Source organism: Sphingomonas citri (assembly GCF_019429485.1).
In the GTDB taxonomy this organism is placed as follows: domain Bacteria; phylum Pseudomonadota; class Alphaproteobacteria; order Sphingomonadales; family Sphingomonadaceae; genus Sphingomonas; species Sphingomonas citri.
In genome coordinates this window covers 1,059,105-1,074,876 of sequence record NZ_JAHXZN010000001.1, presented here as the reverse complement: position 1 = coordinate 1,074,876, position 15,772 = coordinate 1,059,105, and the positions used below count along the sequence as shown (strand labels likewise).

23 protein-coding genes are annotated in these 15,772 nt (G+C 66.9%); 22 read left to right on the top strand and 1 reads right to left on the bottom strand.

Features of this window, described 5'->3' with window-relative positions:
- Positions 1-172: 172 nt before the first annotated feature.
- Positions 173-775 carry an NAD(P)H:quinone oxidoreductase gene (wrbA, locus tag KZ820_RS05110; protein WP_219747511.1) on the bottom strand — a complete coding sequence of 201 codons (603 nt, stop codon included), beginning with the start codon at positions 773-775 and terminating at the stop codon, positions 173-175.
- A gap of 136 nt (positions 776-911) precedes the next feature.
- Here wrbA and KZ820_RS05105 point away from each other — a divergent pair, with 136 nt between their 5' ends.
- The 22 genes from KZ820_RS05105 to rpsN all read left to right on the top strand — a co-directional run bounded on the left by KZ820_RS05105 (position 912) and on the right by rpsN (position 15,763).
- Entirely contained in the window at positions 912-1,799 is an 888-nt protein-coding gene (locus tag KZ820_RS05105) for a LysR family transcriptional regulator (protein WP_219747510.1), read from the top strand.
- A 78-nt stretch (positions 1,800-1,877) separates the two neighbouring features.
- Positions 1,878-3,161 (top strand): Xaa-Pro dipeptidase, encoded by a 1,284-nt coding sequence (locus KZ820_RS05100; protein ID WP_219747509.1) that lies wholly within the window; start codon positions 1,878-1,880, stop codon positions 3,159-3,161.
- Positions 3,162-3,205: 44 nt separating this feature from the next.
- On the top strand, positions 3,206-3,559 hold the full coding sequence (locus tag KZ820_RS05095) for a DUF3140 domain-containing protein (protein ID WP_219747508.1): 354 nt from the start codon (positions 3,206-3,208) through the stop codon (positions 3,557-3,559).
- 208 nt (positions 3,560-3,767) lie between these two features.
- Entirely contained in the window at positions 3,768-4,139 is a 372-nt protein-coding gene (gene rpsL, locus KZ820_RS05090) for a 30S ribosomal protein S12 (RefSeq protein WP_029936467.1), read from the top strand.
- A gap of 43 nt (positions 4,140-4,182) precedes the next feature.
- Positions 4,183-4,653: a 30S ribosomal protein S7 gene (gene rpsG, locus KZ820_RS05085; protein ID WP_132909132.1), complete on the top strand. Its 471-nt coding sequence runs from the start codon at positions 4,183-4,185 to the stop codon at positions 4,651-4,653.
- 107 nt (positions 4,654-4,760) lie between these two features.
- The gene (gene fusA, locus KZ820_RS05080) at positions 4,761-6,854 is read left to right on the top strand and encodes an elongation factor G (RefSeq protein WP_183942618.1); all 2,094 of its coding nucleotides are present in this window, start codon (positions 4,761-4,763) and stop codon (positions 6,852-6,854) included.
- A gap of 168 nt (positions 6,855-7,022) precedes the next feature.
- Complete coding sequence (gene tuf, locus KZ820_RS05075; RefSeq protein ID WP_132909134.1) at positions 7,023-8,219, top strand: elongation factor Tu; 1,197 nt, start codon at positions 7,023-7,025, stop codon at positions 8,217-8,219.
- A gap of 268 nt (positions 8,220-8,487) precedes the next feature.
- Positions 8,488-8,796: a 30S ribosomal protein S10 gene (rpsJ, locus tag KZ820_RS05070; RefSeq protein ID WP_007406109.1), complete on the top strand. Its 309-nt coding sequence runs from the start codon at positions 8,488-8,490 to the stop codon at positions 8,794-8,796.
- A 328-nt stretch (positions 8,797-9,124) separates the two neighbouring features.
- Entirely contained in the window at positions 9,125-9,877 is a 753-nt protein-coding gene (gene rplC / locus KZ820_RS05065) for a 50S ribosomal protein L3 (RefSeq protein WP_183921115.1), read from the top strand.
- A 2-nt stretch (positions 9,878-9,879) separates the two neighbouring features.
- Positions 9,880-10,494, top strand: a complete 615-nt coding sequence (gene rplD / locus KZ820_RS05060) for a 50S ribosomal protein L4 (protein WP_132909136.1) — start codon at positions 9,880-9,882, stop codon at positions 10,492-10,494.
- Positions 10,487-10,801 carry a 50S ribosomal protein L23 gene (locus KZ820_RS05055; protein WP_132909137.1) on the top strand — a complete coding sequence of 105 codons (315 nt, stop codon included), beginning with the start codon at positions 10,487-10,489 and terminating at the stop codon, positions 10,799-10,801. The genes rplD and KZ820_RS05055 overlap by 8 nt, the downstream gene beginning before the upstream one ends.
- Position 10,802: 1 nt before the next feature.
- On the top strand, positions 10,803-11,636 hold the full coding sequence (gene rplB, locus KZ820_RS05050) for a 50S ribosomal protein L2 (protein ID WP_183921114.1): 834 nt from the start codon (positions 10,803-10,805) through the stop codon (positions 11,634-11,636).
- On the top strand, positions 11,636-11,911 hold the full coding sequence (gene rpsS / locus KZ820_RS05045) for a 30S ribosomal protein S19 (RefSeq protein WP_132909139.1): 276 nt from the start codon (positions 11,636-11,638) through the stop codon (positions 11,909-11,911). The genes rplB and rpsS overlap by 1 nt, the downstream gene beginning before the upstream one ends.
- Entirely contained in the window at positions 11,911-12,288 is a 378-nt protein-coding gene (rplV, locus tag KZ820_RS05040) for a 50S ribosomal protein L22 (RefSeq protein ID WP_132909140.1), read from the top strand. Before rpsS ends, rplV begins: the two co-directional genes overlap by 1 nt.
- Complete coding sequence (gene rpsC / locus KZ820_RS05035) at positions 12,288-12,995, top strand: 30S ribosomal protein S3 (RefSeq protein ID WP_132909141.1); 708 nt, start codon at positions 12,288-12,290, stop codon at positions 12,993-12,995. The genes rplV and rpsC overlap by 1 nt, the downstream gene beginning before the upstream one ends.
- Before the next feature lie 11 nt (positions 12,996-13,006).
- A complete protein-coding gene (gene rplP, locus KZ820_RS05030) occupies positions 13,007-13,441 on the top strand; it encodes a 50S ribosomal protein L16 (protein WP_022687059.1) in 435 nt (144 codons plus the stop codon).
- A gap of 1 nt (position 13,442) precedes the next feature.
- Positions 13,443-13,649, top strand: a complete 207-nt coding sequence (gene rpmC / locus KZ820_RS05025) for a 50S ribosomal protein L29 (protein ID WP_183921112.1) — start codon at positions 13,443-13,445, stop codon at positions 13,647-13,649.
- Positions 13,650-13,662: 13 nt separating this feature from the next.
- Entirely contained in the window at positions 13,663-13,935 is a 273-nt protein-coding gene (rpsQ, locus tag KZ820_RS05020) for a 30S ribosomal protein S17 (protein WP_132909143.1), read from the top strand.
- Between the two features lie 221 nt (positions 13,936-14,156).
- Positions 14,157-14,525, top strand: a complete 369-nt coding sequence (gene rplN, locus KZ820_RS05015) for a 50S ribosomal protein L14 (protein ID WP_022687056.1) — start codon at positions 14,157-14,159, stop codon at positions 14,523-14,525.
- Entirely contained in the window at positions 14,525-14,842 is a 318-nt protein-coding gene (gene rplX, locus KZ820_RS05010; protein WP_132909144.1) for a 50S ribosomal protein L24, read from the top strand. The genes rplN and rplX overlap by 1 nt, the downstream gene beginning before the upstream one ends.
- The gene (gene rplE, locus KZ820_RS05005; RefSeq protein ID WP_132909145.1) at positions 14,835-15,422 is read left to right on the top strand and encodes a 50S ribosomal protein L5; all 588 of its coding nucleotides are present in this window, start codon (positions 14,835-14,837) and stop codon (positions 15,420-15,422) included. Before rplX ends, rplE begins: the two co-directional genes overlap by 8 nt.
- 35 nt (positions 15,423-15,457) lie before the next feature.
- Positions 15,458-15,763, top strand: a complete 306-nt coding sequence (gene rpsN, locus KZ820_RS05000; RefSeq protein ID WP_132909146.1) for a 30S ribosomal protein S14 — start codon at positions 15,458-15,460, stop codon at positions 15,761-15,763.
- Positions 15,764-15,772: the final 9 nt, after the last annotated feature.

Sequence of the window (15,772 nt, the reverse complement as noted above, 5' to 3'; positions counted from 1 at the left end):
CACGATCTGTTGGCGCCTCATCTGCTCAGACTTGGCAACTGGTCCGTCATCCCGGTCATGAGCCGGGATCCATGTTCCGGCTGTCGCAACAGCTGCGGCGTACGCGGCGCGATGGATCCCGAAACAAGTCCGGAATGACGGAGAAGAGGCGCGGGTGGCGAGGGCTCGGCGCTCAGCCCTTCAGCTTGGCCGCGGTCTCGGCGATGCGCTTGCCCTGGTAGCGCGCGCCGTCGAGATCGACCTGGCTCGGCTGGCGGCTGCCGTCGCCGTCGGCCAGCGTCGAGGCGCCGTAGGGGGTGCCGCCGTGTACTTCCTTGACGCCCATCTGGCCCTGGTAGCCATAGTCGAGTCCGACGATCGTCATGCCGTGGTGAAGCAGGTTGGTGATGATCGAGAAGAGCGTGGTCTCCTGGCCGCCGTGCTGGCTGGCGGTCGAGGTGAAGGCGCCGCCGACCTTGCCGACCAGTGCGCCCTTCATCCACAGCCCGCCGGTCGTGTCCCAGAAGGCCGCCATCTGACTCGGCATGCGGCCGTAGCGCGTCGGCGCGCCGACGACGATCGCGTCATAGCCGGCGAGCGCGTCCGGGCCCTCGATCTCGGGATGTGCGGTGTCGGTCTTGAAGCCAGCCGCGGCGACGATCTGGGCCGGGGCGGTCTCCGCGACGCGGCGGATATCGACCTCGGCGCCGCCGGCGCGCGCGCCCTCCGCGACCGCATCGGCCATCTTCTCGATATGGCCATAGGACGAATAGTACAGGACGAGGACCTTGGTCATGTCAGTGGCTCCTGGTGCAGGGTAGGGCGGGGGACGCGCCGGCGACGCGCTCGGGTGCGATCAATCTAGGTAAGCGACCGCGCCGGCGGAACGCGCACGATTGAAACGGATCGTTTCGGGCTCTAGGCCGGAGACGATGCGGCTCCCCGATCTCGAGGCCTGGGCGATCTTCGCGGCGGTAGCCGAACATCGCTCGTTCAGCGCGGCAGCGGACGCGATCGGGCTGAGCAAGGCGACGGTCTCCAAGGGCGTGTCGCGGCTGGAAGCGCAGCTGCAGGTCTCTCTGTTCCATCGTACCTCGCGCCGGCTCGCGCTCACCGAGGCGGGGCGCCCGCTCGCCGATCATGCCGCGCGGATCGTCGCGGAGGCGCACGCCGCCGAGGAGGCCGCGCGGGACGGCGCGCTCGCGCCGGCCGGACGCGTGCGGCTGGCGGCGCCGATGAGCTTCGGGCTAAAGCACGTTGCCCCTGTCGTCGCCGACTTCCTCGCGGCGCATCCCGCGATCGAGATCGAGCTTCACCTCGCCGACTCGCGCGTCGACATCGTCGCCGAGGGTTTCGACGTGGCGCTGCGGATCGCCGACCTGCCCGACAGCTCGCTGCGCGCGCGGCGGCTGTGCACGATCACCGCGCATGTCGTCGCCGCGCCCGCCTATCTCGCGGCGCACGGCACGCCGACTCATCCGTCGCAGCTCGGCGACCATCGGCTGCTGGGCTATACGAACCTGACCGGCCCGTGGCGCTTCCGCTCGCGCGACGGCGCCGAAGTATCGGTTAAGGCGCAGGGACCGCTCGCGGCGAACAGCGGCGACGCACTGGTGCCCGCGCTGGAAGCCGGGCTCGGTATCGCGCGACTGCCGGGATTCATCGTCGGCGCCGGCCTCGCCGCGGGCCGGGTGGTGGAGATCATGCCGGACTGGGCCCCCGCGCCGATCGGGCTGCACCTGCTCACCCCGCCGAGCGCGCTGCGACCCGCGCGAGTCGAGGCGCTGATCGCCTTTCTCAGCGAGCGGCTGCGCGACTGAGGGCGGCGACCGACCGTCAGCCCCCTTCCTTCCCCGTCACAACTCGGCCATCGTGCCGGGAAACAAGGGGAAACACATATGAGACTGACCGTCCTGCCGCGCGTCGCCGCGGCCGCCATCGCGCTCGCCGGCGCGGCGCCGGCCAGCGCGGAGAGTGTCGTCGTCACCGCGGCGCGCATGCTCGATGTCGACAAGGGCGCGATCGTATCGGACCCGGTGATCGTCGTCACCGACGGCCGCATCGCCGCGGTCGCCGCCGGCGGGGCGAGCCGGCCCGCGATCCCGGCTGATGCGCGTCGCCTCGATCTCGGCGACGTCACGCTCGTCCCCGGGCTGATCGACATGCATGTCCATCTCACCAGCCTGGCGGAGATCGGCGGTTATCAGACGCTCAAATACACAGACAGCTTCTGGGGCGCGGTCAGCGTCGCCAACGCCGCCAAGACGTTGCGCGCGGGCTTCACCACCGTGCGCAACGTCGGCGCGGCGGACTTTCAGGACATCGGCCTCAAGGAGGCGATCGACGGAGGCTGGGTGATCGGGCCGCGCATCGTGCCCGCGGGCTACGCCATCGGCGCGACCGGCGGGCATTGCGACGACAATGCGCTGCCGCCCTCCTACGACAAGAAGCTGCCTTCGGTGGTCAACTCGCCCGAGGAGGCGCGCGCCAAGGTGCGGTGGCTGCACAAATATGGCGCCGAGGTGATCAAGATCTGCGCCACCGGCGGCGTCTTCTCGCTCGGCGACTCGGTCGGCGGCCAGCAGCTCAGCGAGGAGGAGATGCGCGCGATCGCGGACGAGGCGCACATGCTCCACCTCAAGGTGGCGGCGCACGCGCACGGGGACGAGGGGATCAAGGCCGCGATCCGCGCCGGCATCGACACGATCGAGCATGTCAGCCTCGCCTCCGACGAGGCGATGAAGCTCGCGATCGAGCACAAGACCTGGTTCGACATGGATATCTACAACGACGATTATATCCTCGCTACCGGCACCAAGAACGGTACCGAGCAGGAGAGCCTCGACAAGGAGAAGGCGATCGGGCTCAAGCAGCGCCAGACCTTCCAGCGCGCCTTCCGCATGGGCGTGGCGATGACCTTCGGCACTGACGCCGGCGTCTATCCGCACGGCGACAATGCCAGGCAGTTCGCCAAGATGGTGCAATGGGGCATGACCCCGCTCGACGCGATCCGCGCGGCCACCACCAGCGCCGCACGCGCGCTCGGGCGCGAGGCCGACGTCGGGACGATCGCGGTCGGGCGTTACGGCGACATGGTCGCCGTTCGCGGTGACCCGCTGCGTGACGTGTCCGTGCTGGAGCATCCGGTGGCGGTGGTGAAGGACGGTGTAGAGGTGAAGTGAAACCCTTCGCTCTCCTCGCGCTTTCACCGCGCGAGGAGAGCGACATGGCCGAGCAGCACGACGATCACGATCAGATCGCCAAGAACTTCAACGAGGCGGTCAACATGGCCCCGGCCGAGCTGGAGCGCTTCCTCGACAGCGACGATAGCAAGCGGGTGGGCTGGAAGGGCGAGGACGGCAAGGGCGACGGCGAGAGCGTCGGGCATCGCTCGGGTCGCCGCATCGTCGAGCTCAAGCGCACCAAGAAGGCCGAGCTCACCGAGGACGACTACACGCACATGAAGAAGGTGGTCAGCTACGTCCACCGCCACCTCGCGCAGGGCGGCCCGGCGAAGGACAAGGAGCATTCCGACTGGCGCTACTCGCTGATGAACTGGGGGCACGACCCGCTCAAGTGAGCGGGAGAGGGGGCGATTGACCCACGCGCCCGGTGCGCGTATAGGCCCCCCCGTCTGGGTGAGAGGCGACTCCCGCCCGGCAAGCTTGAACATTGCTGGATGCATCAAGGGCCTGAGGCCGCCGTCACCGGCTGCCGCACGGTCCTTTTCGTATTCCAAGTCTTGTCAGGGCTCCAGCAAAGTAACCTCCAGATAAGGTGAAGGCTTCATGCCGACGATCAACCAGCTGGTCCGCAAGGGCCGCGAGCCGCAGAAGGCCAAGTCCAAGGTCCCTGCGATGGAGCAGAACCCGCAGAAGCGCGGCGTCTGCACCCGTGTCTATACCACGACCCCGAAGAAGCCGAACTCGGCGCTGCGCAAGGTGGCCAAGGTTCGCCTGACCAACCAGCGCGAGGTCATCAGCTACATCCCGGGCGAGGGCCACAATCTGCAGGAGCACTCGGTGGTGCTGATCCGCGGCGGCCGTGTGCGCGACCTTCCGGGCGTGCGCTACCACGTGCTGCGCGGCGTGCTCGATACGCAGGGCGTCAAGGACCGCCGCCAGTCGCGCTCGAAGTACGGTGCGAAGCGGCCGAAGTAAGCCGCTCCCGTATTCTCACCAGCTGATTGAAAGGTAACATCACATGGCGCGTCGTCGTCGTCCCGAGAAGCGGGAAATCCTGCCTGATCCCGTGTACGGGGATGAGGTTCTCTCCAAGTTCATGAACTCGGTCATGCTCGACGGTAAGAAGTCGGTCGCCGAGGGCATCGTCTATTCGGCGCTCACCACCGTCGAGACCCGCGCCAAGCGCGAGCCGATCGGCGTGTTCCACGACGCGCTGAACAACATCAAGCCCGGCATCGAGGTCCGCAGCCGCCGCGTCGGCGGTGCGACCTACCAGGTGCCGGTCGAGGTGCGCCCCGAGCGCGCGCAGGCGCTGGCGATCCGCTGGCTGATCACCGCGGCGCGCGGCCGCAGCGAGAACACGATGTCGGCGCGTCTGTCGGGCGAGCTGCTCGACGCCTCGAACAACCGCGGCAATGCGGTGAAGAAGCGCGAGGACACGCACCGCATGGCCGAGGCCAACCGCGCCTTCTCGCATTATCGCTGGTAACACTGGCGGTGCGGACGCGGCCTGTCTTGGAAGCGTCTCAGAACTGACCTATATCGTGGGGAGCCGGCGGTACGCTGCGCTCCCCACATCGCTAAGGAAGCCCGATCATGGCCCGCAGCCATCCGCTCGAACTCTACCGCAACATCGGCATCATGGCGCACATCGACGCCGGCAAGACGACGACCACCGAGCGCATCCTCTATTACACCGGCAAGTCCTACAAGATCGGCGAGGTCCATGAGGGCACTGCGACGATGGACTGGATGGAGCAGGAGCAGGAGCGCGGGATCACGATCACGTCGGCTGCCACCACCTGCAAGTGGAAGGCCGAGGAGGGCAAAGGCCCCGAGCATCTGATCAACATCATCGACACGCCGGGCCACGTCGACTTCACCATCGAGGTGGAGCGCTCGCTGCGCGTGCTCGACGGCGCGGTCGCGTGCTTCGACGGCGTCGCCGGCGTGGAGCCGCAGTCCGAGACGGTGTGGCGCCAGGCCGACAAGTACGGCGTGCCGCGGATGTGCTTCGTCAACAAGCTCGACCGCACCGGCGCGGACTTCTACTTCTGCGTTCAGTCGATCATCGACCGTCTCGGCGCGAAGCCGGCGGTGCTGTACCTCCCGATCGGCATCGAGGGTGGTTTCAAGGGCCTCGTCGACCTGGTCGAGAATCGCGCGATCATCTGGCTCGAGGAGTCGCTCGGCGCGAAGTTCGAGTATCAGCCGATCCCGGACGACATGGTCGAGAAGGCGGCCAAGTACCGCAACGACCTGATCGAGCTCGCGGTCGAGCAGGACGACGACGCGATGGAGGCGTATCTCGAGGGCAACGAGCCCGACGCCGCCACGCTCAAGAAGCTGATCCGCAAGGGCACGCTCAACATGGCGTTCGTGCCGGTGGTGTGCGGCTCCGCGTTCAAGAACAAGGGCGTCCAGCCGCTGCTCGACGCGGTGGTCGACTATCTGCCGAGCCCGCTCGACGTGCCGGCGATCAAGGGCGTCAAGCTCGACGGCGAGACTCCGGACGAGCGCCCCTCGTCGGACACCGCGCCCTTCTCGGCGCTGGCGTTCAAGATCATGAACGACCCGTTCGTCGGTTCGCTCACCTTCGCCCGCATCTACTCGGGCGTCCTCACCAAGGGCAGCTACCTGAACTCGGTGAAGGACAAGAAGGAGAAGATCGGCCGCATGCTCCTGATGCACGCGAACTCGCGTGAGGACATCGAGGAAGCGCGCGCGGGCGACATCGTCGCGCTGGCTGGCCTCAAGGAGACCACCACGGGCGACACGCTGTGCGATCCGGCCAACCCGATCATCCTGGAGCGCATGGAGTTCCCGGAGCCGGTGATCGAGCTGTCGGTGGAGCCGAAGACCAAGGCCGATCAGGAGAAGATGGGCGTCGCGCTCAACCGCCTGGCCGCCGAGGATCCCTCGTTCCGCGTCTCGACCGATCACGAGTCGGGCCAGACCATCATCAAGGGGATGGGCGAGCTCCACCTCGAGATCCTGGTCGACCGCATGAAGCGCGAGTTCAAGGTTGAGGCCAATGTCGGCGCGCCGCAGGTGGCGTATCGCGAGTATCTCAAGAAGCCGGTCGACATCGACTATACGCACAAGAAGCAGTCGGGCGGCACCGGCCAATTCGGTCGCGTGAAGGTGAAGCTGACGCCGGGCGAGCGCGGCGCGGGCATCATCTTCAAGGACGAGGTCAAGGGCGGTAACATTCCGAAGGAATATATCCCCGCGATCGAGAAGGGCTTCCGCGAGACCGCGGCGACCGGCTCGCTGGTCGGCTTCCCGATCATCGACTTCGAGATCACGCTGTACGACGGCGCGTACCACGACGTCGACTCGTCGGCGCTCGCCTTCGAGATCACCGCGCGCGGTGCGATGCGTGAGGCGGCGCAGAAGTCGGGCATCACTTTGCTCGAGCCGGTCATGAAGGTCGAGGTCGTCACCCCCGAGGATTATCTCGGTGACGTCATCGGCGACATGAACTCGCGGCGCGGCCAGATCCAGGGCACCGACACGCGCGGCAACGCGCAGGCGGTGACCGCGATGGTGCCGCTGGCGAACATGTTCGGCTACGTGAACTCGCTGCGCTCGTTCACCCAGGGGCGCGCGAGCTACTCGATGCAGTTCTCGCACTATGACGAGGTGCCGCAGAACGTGGCCGACGAGGTCAAGGCGAAGCTGGCGTGAGGCGTACGGGGTGGAGGCGACTCCGCCCCGAGACGCCGCAGGCTCGGCCCGCCGGGTCCGGCCCTGACGGGGCTAGGGATTTGCGCAACGCGAATTGAGCCGCTATGGGGCCGCCTTCACGGCGAGTCCTGAGTGCGGCTCCAGTGGAAATCAGAAGGTAGGGAAACAATGGCTAAGGCTAAGTTTGAGCGGAACAAGCCGCACCTGAACATCGGCACCATCGGTCACGTCGACCATGGCAAGACCTCGCTGACCGCCGCCATCACCAAGGTGCTGGCGGAGAACGTCGCGGGCAACGCGGCGGTCGATTTCGCCAACATCGACAAGGCGCCGGAAGAGCGCGAGCGCGGCATCACCATCTCGACGGCGCACGTCGAGTATGAGACCGCCAACCGTCACTACGCGCACGTCGACTGCCCGGGGCACGCCGACTACGTCAAGAACATGATCACCGGCGCGGCCCAGATGGACGGCGCGATCCTGGTCGTGTCCGCCACCGACGGCCCGATGCCGCAGACCCGCGAGCACATCCTGCTCGCGCGCCAGGTCGGCGTGCCGGCGATGGTCGTGTTCATGAACAAGGTCGACCTGGTCGACGACGAGGAGATCCTCGAGCTCGTCGAGCTGGAAGTCCGCGAGCTGCTCAGCTCGTACGAGTTCCCGGGCGACGACATTCCGATCATCAAGGGCTCGGCCACCTGCGCGCTGTCGGGTTCGAACCAGAAGCTCGGGCCGGATGCGGTCATGGAGCTGATGAAGGCGGTCGACGAGTACATCCCGCAGCCGGAGCGTCCGCTCGACAAGCCGTTCATGATGCCGATCGAGGACGTGTTCTCGATCTCGGGTCGCGGCACCGTCGTGACCGGCCGCGTCGAGACCGGCATCATCAAGGTCGGTGAGGAAGTCGAGATCGTCGGCATCCACCCGGAGGTCCGCAAGACCACCGTCACCGGCGTCGAGATGTTCCGCAAGCTGCTCGACCAGGGCCAGGCCGGCGACAACGTCGGCGCGCTGATCCGCGGCGTCGCCCGCGACGAGGTCGAGCGTGGCCAGGTGCTCTGCAAGCCGGGCTCGATCAAGCCGCACACCGACTTCTCGTCGGAGGTGTACGTGCTGTCGAAGGACGAGGGTGGCCGTCACACGCCGTTCTTCGCCAACTACCGTCCGCAGTTCTACTTCCGCACCACGGACGTGACCGGCACCGTCGAGCTGCCCGAGGGCACCGAGATGGTCATGCCGGGCGACAACGTCGCGCTCGGCATCAAGCTGATCGCGCCGATCGCGATGGACGTCGGCCAGCGCTTCACCATCCGCGAGGGTGGCCGCACCGTGGGTGCGGGCGTGGTGAGCGCCATCTCGAAGTAAGCCGTAGCGGGCCGGTCCGCCGGCCTGATACGATAGGTTCCGCCCGATGCGCCGAATGGTGCGTCGGGCGGTTGCCTTTTTATAGAGGTGCGGTTATGGCCGCGCCTTCGCTTTTGGGTTCGAGAACAGCAAGAGGTGCTCTCGTCCCGTCAGCCCGGTCTCGGCCGGGGTCTTGTGGTGGCAGCGTCAACGCTAGCGTAGCAGGGCTTCGGTCTCGGCCGGAGTGACGGGGGAGGAAGTGCCCCGCTCTTTCGCATTGGTAGGGATCATGGACAGCAACATCCGCATTCGCCTCAAGGCGTTCGATCATCGCGTGCTCGATCAGGCGACCGGCGACATCGCCGACACCGCGCGCCGCACCGGCGCGCTCATCCGTGGCCCTATCCCGCTGCCGACGCGCATCGAGAAGTTCACGGTCAACCGTGGCCCGCACATCGACAAGAAGTCGCGCGAGCAGTTCGAGGTCCGCACCTACAAGCGCATGCTCGACATCGTCCAGCCGACCCCACAGACGGTGGACGCGCTGATGAAGCTCGACCTCGCCGCCGGTGTTGACGTCGAGATCAAGCTCGCGTAAGCGCGCCTCTTCTCGCGGGGGGTGAGTCATCCCTCTCGCGTCATCCCTGCTTCGGCGGGGATCTTTAAGGGAGGGTGGGCTGTTCGCGGCGCTATCCCTCACCAGAAGGTGCCGGCAGCCGCCGGCATGACGACAGGACAGAGATACCGCCGGCCGCTCTCGGGTGGCCGGGTCAGCGTCTCCCGTCTGTTTCCCCTCGGGGAAGCGCCCAGCCCGGGACGGGGGCACGCTTCGCACATTCCGGGCTGACCGATCCGCGCCGCCAGGCACGGGTCACAAGCACCGTGGGGATGGGCCTCGCGGTGCCTCTGTCAAGGAGCAAGGGATCATGCGTACTGGCGTGATCGCGAAGAAAATGGGGATGACCCGCCTGTTCCAGGACGACGGCCGCCACGTGCCGGTCACCGTCCTGCAGATCGAGGCGCTTCAGGTCGTCGCCCGTCGCGAGAAGGACCGTGACGGCTACACCGCCGTCCAGCTCGGCGCAGGTGTCGCCAAGAGCAAGAATGTCGCCAAGCCGCAGCGCGGCCACTTCGGCAAGGCCGAGGTCGAGCCCAAGGCGGTGGTGCACGAGTTCCGCGTGACCGAGGAGAACCTCCTCGACGTCGGCGCCGAGCTCGCCGCGGACCATTATGTCGCCGGCCAGCTGGTCGACATCCAGGGCCGCACCCAGGGTAAGGGCTTCGCCGGCGCGATGAAGCGCTGGAACTTCGGCGGTCTGCGCGCGACCCACGGCGTGTCGGTGTCGCACCGCTCGCACGGTTCGACCGGTAACCGCCAGGATCCCGGCCGCGTCTTCAAGAACAAGAAGATGGCGGGCCACATGGGTGACAAGAACCGCACCCAGCAGAACCTCGAGATCGTCGGCACCGACGTCGAGCGCGGCCTGATCTTCGTGAAGGGCTCGGTGCCCGGCTCGAAGGGCGGCTGGCTGTTCGTCAAGGACGCGGTCAAGCAGGATCGCCACGAGAGCGCGCCGTACCCGGCGTCGATCAAGTCGGCGGCCAACAACAACAGCGCGGCGAACACGCCGGCCGACACGTCGGCCGATGCCCCCGCGACCGACGGCCAGGAGGGCTGAACGTGAAGGTCAAGGTTTCCTCCTTCGCCGGCACCGACGCAGCGGACATCGAGCTCAACGACGAGGTCTTCGGCCTCGATCCGCGCGCCGACATCCTGCACCGCGTCGTGACCTGGCAGCTCGAGAAGCGTCGCGCCACCGCGCGCGGCACACGCGAGCGCGCCGACGTCGCCCGCTCGGGCAAGAAGCTCGGCCGCCAGAAGGGCGGCGGCGTGGCGCGTCACGGCGATCGCCGCGCCCCGGTGTTCATCGGCGGCGGTAAGGCGCACGGCGCCCGCGTCCGCGACTTCAACCCCGGGCTCAACAAGAAGATTCGCGCGCTCGGGCTCAAGATGGCGCTCAGCAGCCATGCCAAGGCCGGCTCGCTGATCGTGCTCGACGCGTTCGAGGTGCAGAAGACGAAGGAGCTCAAGGGCCACTTCGCCACGCTCACCACGGGCAAGCGCACGCTCGTCATTGACGGCGAGGCGGGCGAGAGCTTCCGCGCCGGTCGCAACCTGCCGGGCGTGGACCTGCTCCCGGCGGTCGGCGCGAACGTCTACGACATCATCAAGGCAGACACGCTGGTGCTGACGCGCGCGGCGGTCGAGAAGCTGGAGGCGCGCTTCAATGGCTAAGCCGGCAGAGGCGATCGACAACCGTCACTATGACGTGATTGTCGCGCCGCACATCACCGAGAAGGCGACCCTGCTCTCCGAGCAGAACGCGGTGGTCTTCAAGGTCGCCAACAAGGCGACCAAGCCCCAGATCAAGGCGGCCGTTGAGGCGCTCTTCGGCGTCAGCGTCACGGGCGTGAACACGATCGTCCAGAAGGGCAAGACCAAGCGCTGGAAGGGTGCGCCCTACCGTCGCTCCGATGTCAAGAAGGCGATCGTCACGCTCCGCGAGGGCCAGTCGATCGACGTCACCGAGGGGGCCAAGTAAGATGGCACTCAAGCATTATAACCCGACGTCGCCGGCGCAGCGTGGCCTCGTCCTCGTCGACAAGTCGGCGCTGTACAAGGGCAAGCCCGTCAAGGCGCTGACCGAGGGCAAGCGCAAGACCGGCGGCCGCAACAACAAGGGCCATGTGACCTCGCGCGGCATCGCCGGCGGTCACAAGCAGCGCTACCGCTACGTCGACTTCAAGCGGCGCAAGTGGGACGTCGAGGGCACCGTCGAGCGGCTCGAGTATGACCCGAACCGCACCGCCTTCATCGCGCTGGTCAAGTATCCTGACGAGGAGCTGGCCTATATCATTGCGCCGCAGCGGCTCGCGCCGGGCGACAAGGTGATCGCGGGCAAGAAGACCGACGTGAAGCCGGGCAATGCCATGGAGCTGGGCCAGATCCCGGTCGGCACCATCGTCCACAACGTGGAGATGAAGCCGGGCAAGGGCGGCCAGATCGCGCGCTCGGCCGGCACTTATGTGCAGGTCGTCGGCCGTGACCGCGGCATGGTCATCGTCCGCCTCAACTCGGGTGAGCAGCGCTACATCCACGGCGAGTGCATGGCGACGATCGGTGCGGTGTCGAACCCCGACAACCAGAACCAGAACCTCGGCAAGGCTGGCCGCTCGCGCTGGATGGGCAAGCGCCCGCTAACGCGCGGCGTGGCCAAGAACCCGGTCGACCACCCGCACGGCGGTGGTGAGGGCCGGACCTCGGGCGGCCGTCACCCGGTCACGCCGTGGGGCAAGCCGACCAAGGGTGCGCGCACCCGCCACAACAAGTCTACGGACAAGATGATCATCCGTAGCCGCCACGCGAGGAAGAAGTAATGGCTCGCTCTGTCTGGAAGGGCCCGTTCGTCGAACTGAGCCTGCTCAAGAAGGCCGAGGCCGCGCAGGACGCCGGTGGGCGCGCGCCGATCAAGACCTGGTCGCGCCGCTCCACCATCCTGCCGCAGTTCGTCGGTCTGACGTTCTCGGTCTACAACGGCCGCAAGTTCGTGCCCGTCTCGGTCAACGAGGACATGGTCGGCATGAAGCTCGGCGAGTTCGCGCCCACCCGGTTCTTCCCGGGTCACGCGGCTGACAAGAAGGGCAAGCGCTGATGAGCAAGCCTGCATCCCCCCGCAAGGTCGGCGAGAAGGAAGCCCTCTCGGTCGGCACGCAGATCCGCGGCTCGGCGCAGAAGCTGGGCCTGGTGGCTGCGCTGATCCGCGGCCGCTCGGCGGCCGACGCGATGAACATCCTCGCCTTCTCCAAGAAGTCGATGGCGGTCGACGCGCGCAAGGTGCTGGCCTCGGCCATCGCCAACGCCGAGAACAACCACAACCTCGACGTCGACGCGCTCGTTGTCGCCGAGGCGTCGGTTGGCAAGTCGATCACCATGAAGCGGTTCGCCACGCGCGGCCGCGGCAAGTCCACCCGCATCCTCAAGCCGTTCTCGCGGCTGCGGATCGTCGTGCGCGAGCAGGAAGAAGCCTAATGGGTCACAAGAGCAATCCCATCGGTCTGCGCCTGCAGATCAACCGCACCTGGGACAGCCGCTGGTACGCCGAGGGCGACGATTACCGTCGCCTGCTGCTGGAGGATCTCAAGATCCGCCAGTACATCATCAAGACGCTGCCCCAGGCGGCGATCTCGAAGGTGGTGATCGATCGTCCGGCCAAGCTGTGCCGCATCTCGGTCTATGCCGCGCGCCCGGGCGTGATCATCGGCAAGAAGGGCTCGGACATCGAGAAGCTGCGCAAGACGCTCGGCGCGATGACCAGCTCGGACGTGTCGCTGAACATCGTCGAGATCCGCAAGCCCGAGGTCGACGCCAAGCTCGTCGCGCAGGGCATCGCGGACCAGCTCGAGCGTCGTATCGCCTTCCGTCGCGCGATGAAGCGGGCGGTGCAGTCGGCGATGCGCCTCGGCGCGGACGGCATCAAGGTCTATTGCGGCGGCCGTCTCGGGGGCGCCGAGATCGCGCGCTCCGAGAGCTACCGCGAGGGCCGCGTGCCGCTGCACACGCTGCGCGCCAACATCGACTATGCCGAGGCCGAGGCGCACACCGCCTATGGCGTCTGCGGCGTCAAGGTGTGGGTGTTCAAGGGCGAGATCCTCGGTCACGACCCGATGGCGACCGATCGTCTCATGATGGAGGCCCAGACCTCCGGCGTGCGCCCCGCGCGCGATGACCGCCGCTAAGGAATAAGGCAATGCTGCAACCGAAGCGCACCAAGTTCCGCAAGGCGTTCAAGGGCCGTATCCACGGCGACGCCAAGGGCGGCACCTCGCTGAACTTCGGCTCCTATGGCCTCAAGGCGATGGAGCCGGATCGTATCACCGCGCGTCAGATCGAGGCGGCCCGCCGCGCGATCACGCGCCACATCAAGCGCCAGGGGCGTCTGTGGATCCGCGTGTTCCCGGACGTGCCGGTGTCGAGCAAGCCCGCCGAGGTCCGCATGGGCTCGGGCAAGGGTTCGCCCGAGTTCTGGGCAGCGCGCGTCAAGCCGGGCCGGATCCTGTTCGAGCTCGACGGCGTCGAGGGGCCGCTCGCCGCGGAGGCGTTCGAGCGCGCCGCGATGAAGCTGCCGATCAAGACCAAGGTCGTGGCGCGCCTCGGCGACACCTCGCACCTGGGAGGCGAGTAAGATGGCAAATACCACTGACTTCACCGGCCAGAGCGACGACCAGCTCGCCGAGAGCCTGGGCAACCTGAAGCGCGAGCAGTTCAACCTGCGCTTCCAGGCGGCGACCAGCCAGCTCGAGAAGCCGAGCCGCGTGCGCGAGGTCCGCAAGGACATCGCCCGCATCAAGACCCTTCAGGCGCAGCGCAACGCTGCGGCTGCGGCCAAGTAAGAGGACGACGCACATGCCGAAGCGCGTGCTGACCGGAGTGATCGTCTCCGACAAGGGCGAGAAGACGGTGATCGTCAACGTGGAGCGCAAGGTGAAGCACCCGCTCTACGGCAAGATCATCCGCCGCTCGAAGAAGTACCACGCCCATGACGAGGCGAACGAGTATAAGCAGGGTGAGACCGTGCGCATCGAAGAGACCGCGCCGATCTCCAAGCTGAAGACCTGGAAGGTCGTCGACCGCGTGAACACGCATGTCGCGCCCGAGCGGGTCGACGTCGACGCGTAAGCGTCGCTGAGCGCGCCCGCCGGCGTTTCGGGAAGGGTCCGCGGCCTAGCCGCGGAGACCAGCCGAGCACGGCGGGAAGACGTGGGGGCAGGGCACTTGCCTTTCGCCCGCGGAGCGGCTAACCGGCCGCTCCCCTCGGTACGGCCATGCGCCTGCCGGGGGTCGTTTTTTTAGGCGGGGCTGGGTCGGTATCCACCCCAAGGCGAGAAGGAAGCGGATCGATGATCCAGATGCAGTCCAATCTCGACGTCGCTGACAACAGCGGCGCGAAGCGGGTGCAGTGCATCAAGGTGCTTGGCGGGTCCAAGCGCCGCACGGCCGGCGTCGGCGACATCATCGTCGTCAGCGTCAAGGAAGCGCAGCCGCGTGGCCGCGTGAAGAAGGGCGACGTCCACCGCGCGGTGATCGTGCGCACCGCCAAGGACATCCGCCGCGCCGACGGCTCGGTGATCCGGTTCGACGGCAACGCCGCGGTGCTGGTCAACAAGAACGAGGAGCCGATCGGCACCCGTATCTTCGGCCCGGTCGTGCGCGAGCTGCGCGGCAAGAAGCACATGAAGATCATCAGCCTCGCGCCGGAGGTGCTGTAATGGCCGCCGCGAAGATCAAGAAGGGCGATCAGGTCATCGTCCTGTCCGGCAAGGACAAGGGCAAGACCGGCACGGTCACCCAGTCGATGCCGAAGGATAGCAAGGTGATCGTCGGCGGCGTCAACGTCGCCACCCGTCACCGCAAGCCGACGCAGGCGAACCCGCAGGGCGGGCTCGAGCGCATCGAGGCGCCGCTGCACGTGTCGAAGGTGGCGCACGTCACCGCCGACGGCAAGCCGACGCGCGTCCGCTTCGAGACGCAGGACGGCAAGAAGGTCCGCGTCGCGGTGAAGACCGGGGAGAAGATCGATGGCTGATGCCTACAAGCCCCGCATGAAGGCGATCTACGAGGATCGCATCATCAAGGCGATGACCGACAAGTTCGGCTACAAGAACGTCAACGAGATTCCGCGGATCGACAAGATCGTGCTCAACATGGGCGTCGGCGAGGCGACCCAGGACAAGAAGCGCGTCGACCAGGCCGCCTCGGAGATGGAGCTGATCGCCGGTCAGAAGCCGGTCGTCACCAAGGCGAAGAAGTCGATTGCGCAGTTCAAGCTGCGCGAGGGTATGCCAATCGGCGTGAAGGTCACCCTTCGCCGCGAGCGCATGTACGAGTTCCTCGACCGCTTCATCACCATCGCGCTCCCGCGCGTTCGCGACTTCCGCGGGCTGAACCCGAAGAGCTTCGACGGCCGCGGCAATTACGCCTGCGGCATCAAGGAGCAGATCGTGTTCCCGGAGATCAACTATGACCGCATCGACAAGGTGCGGGGCATGGACGTGATCGTGACCACGACCGCGAAGACCGACGACGAGGCGCGCGAGCTGCTCCGTCTGTTCGGCTTCCCGTTCCCGATCGAGGACGAAACGACCGACGCGAAGAAGGCGGCATGACCGTCTCGCTGGTCTGATAAAGAGAGCTTAAGTCCATGGCGAAACTGAGTTCCGTGAACAAGAACGAGCGTCGCAAGAAGCTGGTGGCGCAATATGCGCCCAAGCTGGCGAAGCTGAAGGCAATCGCGAACGACCAGTCGCTCGACGAGACCGAGCGTCTCATCGCGCGGCTGAAGATGGCCGAGCTGCCCCGCAACGCCAACCCGACGCGGATCCGCAACCGCTGCGCGCTGACCGGTCGTCCGCGTGCTTACTACCGCAAGTTCGGGCTTGCCCGTGTGATGCTGCGCGATCTGGCCAACAAGGGCCTGATCCCGGGTCTCACCAAGTCGAGCTGGTAAGGACGTACG

Bases quoted from the DNA above. Each gene is read 5' to 3' on its own strand.
- rplX (WP_132909144.1), top strand. From the start codon at position 14,525: ATGGCCGCCGCGAAGATCAAGAAGGGCGATCAGGTCATCGTCCTGTCC.
- rplE (WP_132909145.1), top strand. From the start codon at position 14,835: ATGGCTGATGCCTACAAGCCCCGCATGAAGGCGATCTACGAGGATCGC.
- rpsS (WP_132909139.1), top strand. From the start codon at position 11,636: ATGGCTCGCTCTGTCTGGAAGGGCCCGTTCGTCGAACTGAGCCTGCTC.
- rplB (WP_183921114.1), top strand. From the start codon at position 10,803: ATGGCACTCAAGCATTATAACCCGACGTCGCCGGCGCAGCGTGGCCTC.
- tuf (WP_132909134.1), top strand. From the start codon at position 7,023: ATGGCTAAGGCTAAGTTTGAGCGGAACAAGCCGCACCTGAACATCGGC.
- rplC (WP_183921115.1), top strand. From the start codon at position 9,125: ATGCGTACTGGCGTGATCGCGAAGAAAATGGGGATGACCCGCCTGTTC.
- rpsN (WP_132909146.1), top strand. From the start codon at position 15,458: ATGGCGAAACTGAGTTCCGTGAACAAGAACGAGCGTCGCAAGAAGCTG.
- wrbA (WP_219747511.1), bottom strand. From the start codon at position 775: ATGACCAAGGTCCTCGTCCTGTACTATTCGTCCTATGGCCATATCGAG.
- fusA (WP_183942618.1), top strand. From the start codon at position 4,761: ATGGCCCGCAGCCATCCGCTCGAACTCTACCGCAACATCGGCATCATG.
- rpsJ (WP_007406109.1), top strand. From the start codon at position 8,488: ATGGACAGCAACATCCGCATTCGCCTCAAGGCGTTCGATCATCGCGTG.
- KZ820_RS05055 (WP_132909137.1), top strand. From the start codon at position 10,487: ATGGCTAAGCCGGCAGAGGCGATCGACAACCGTCACTATGACGTGATT.
- rpsG (WP_132909132.1), top strand. From the start codon at position 4,183: ATGGCGCGTCGTCGTCGTCCCGAGAAGCGGGAAATCCTGCCTGATCCC.
- rplP (WP_022687059.1), top strand. From the start codon at position 13,007: ATGCTGCAACCGAAGCGCACCAAGTTCCGCAAGGCGTTCAAGGGCCGT.
- rplV (WP_132909140.1), top strand. From the start codon at position 11,911: ATGAGCAAGCCTGCATCCCCCCGCAAGGTCGGCGAGAAGGAAGCCCTC.
- rpmC (WP_183921112.1), top strand. From the start codon at position 13,443: ATGGCAAATACCACTGACTTCACCGGCCAGAGCGACGACCAGCTCGCC.
- rpsC (WP_132909141.1), top strand. From the start codon at position 12,288: ATGGGTCACAAGAGCAATCCCATCGGTCTGCGCCTGCAGATCAACCGC.
- rpsL (WP_029936467.1), top strand. From the start codon at position 3,768: ATGCCGACGATCAACCAGCTGGTCCGCAAGGGCCGCGAGCCGCAGAAG.
- rpsQ (WP_132909143.1), top strand. From the start codon at position 13,663: ATGCCGAAGCGCGTGCTGACCGGAGTGATCGTCTCCGACAAGGGCGAG.
- KZ820_RS05100 (WP_219747509.1), top strand. From the start codon at position 1,878: ATGAGACTGACCGTCCTGCCGCGCGTCGCCGCGGCCGCCATCGCGCTC.
- KZ820_RS05095 (WP_219747508.1), top strand. From the start codon at position 3,206: ATGGCCGAGCAGCACGACGATCACGATCAGATCGCCAAGAACTTCAAC.
- rplN (WP_022687056.1), top strand. From the start codon at position 14,157: ATGATCCAGATGCAGTCCAATCTCGACGTCGCTGACAACAGCGGCGCG.
- KZ820_RS05105 (WP_219747510.1), top strand. From the start codon at position 912: ATGCGGCTCCCCGATCTCGAGGCCTGGGCGATCTTCGCGGCGGTAGCC.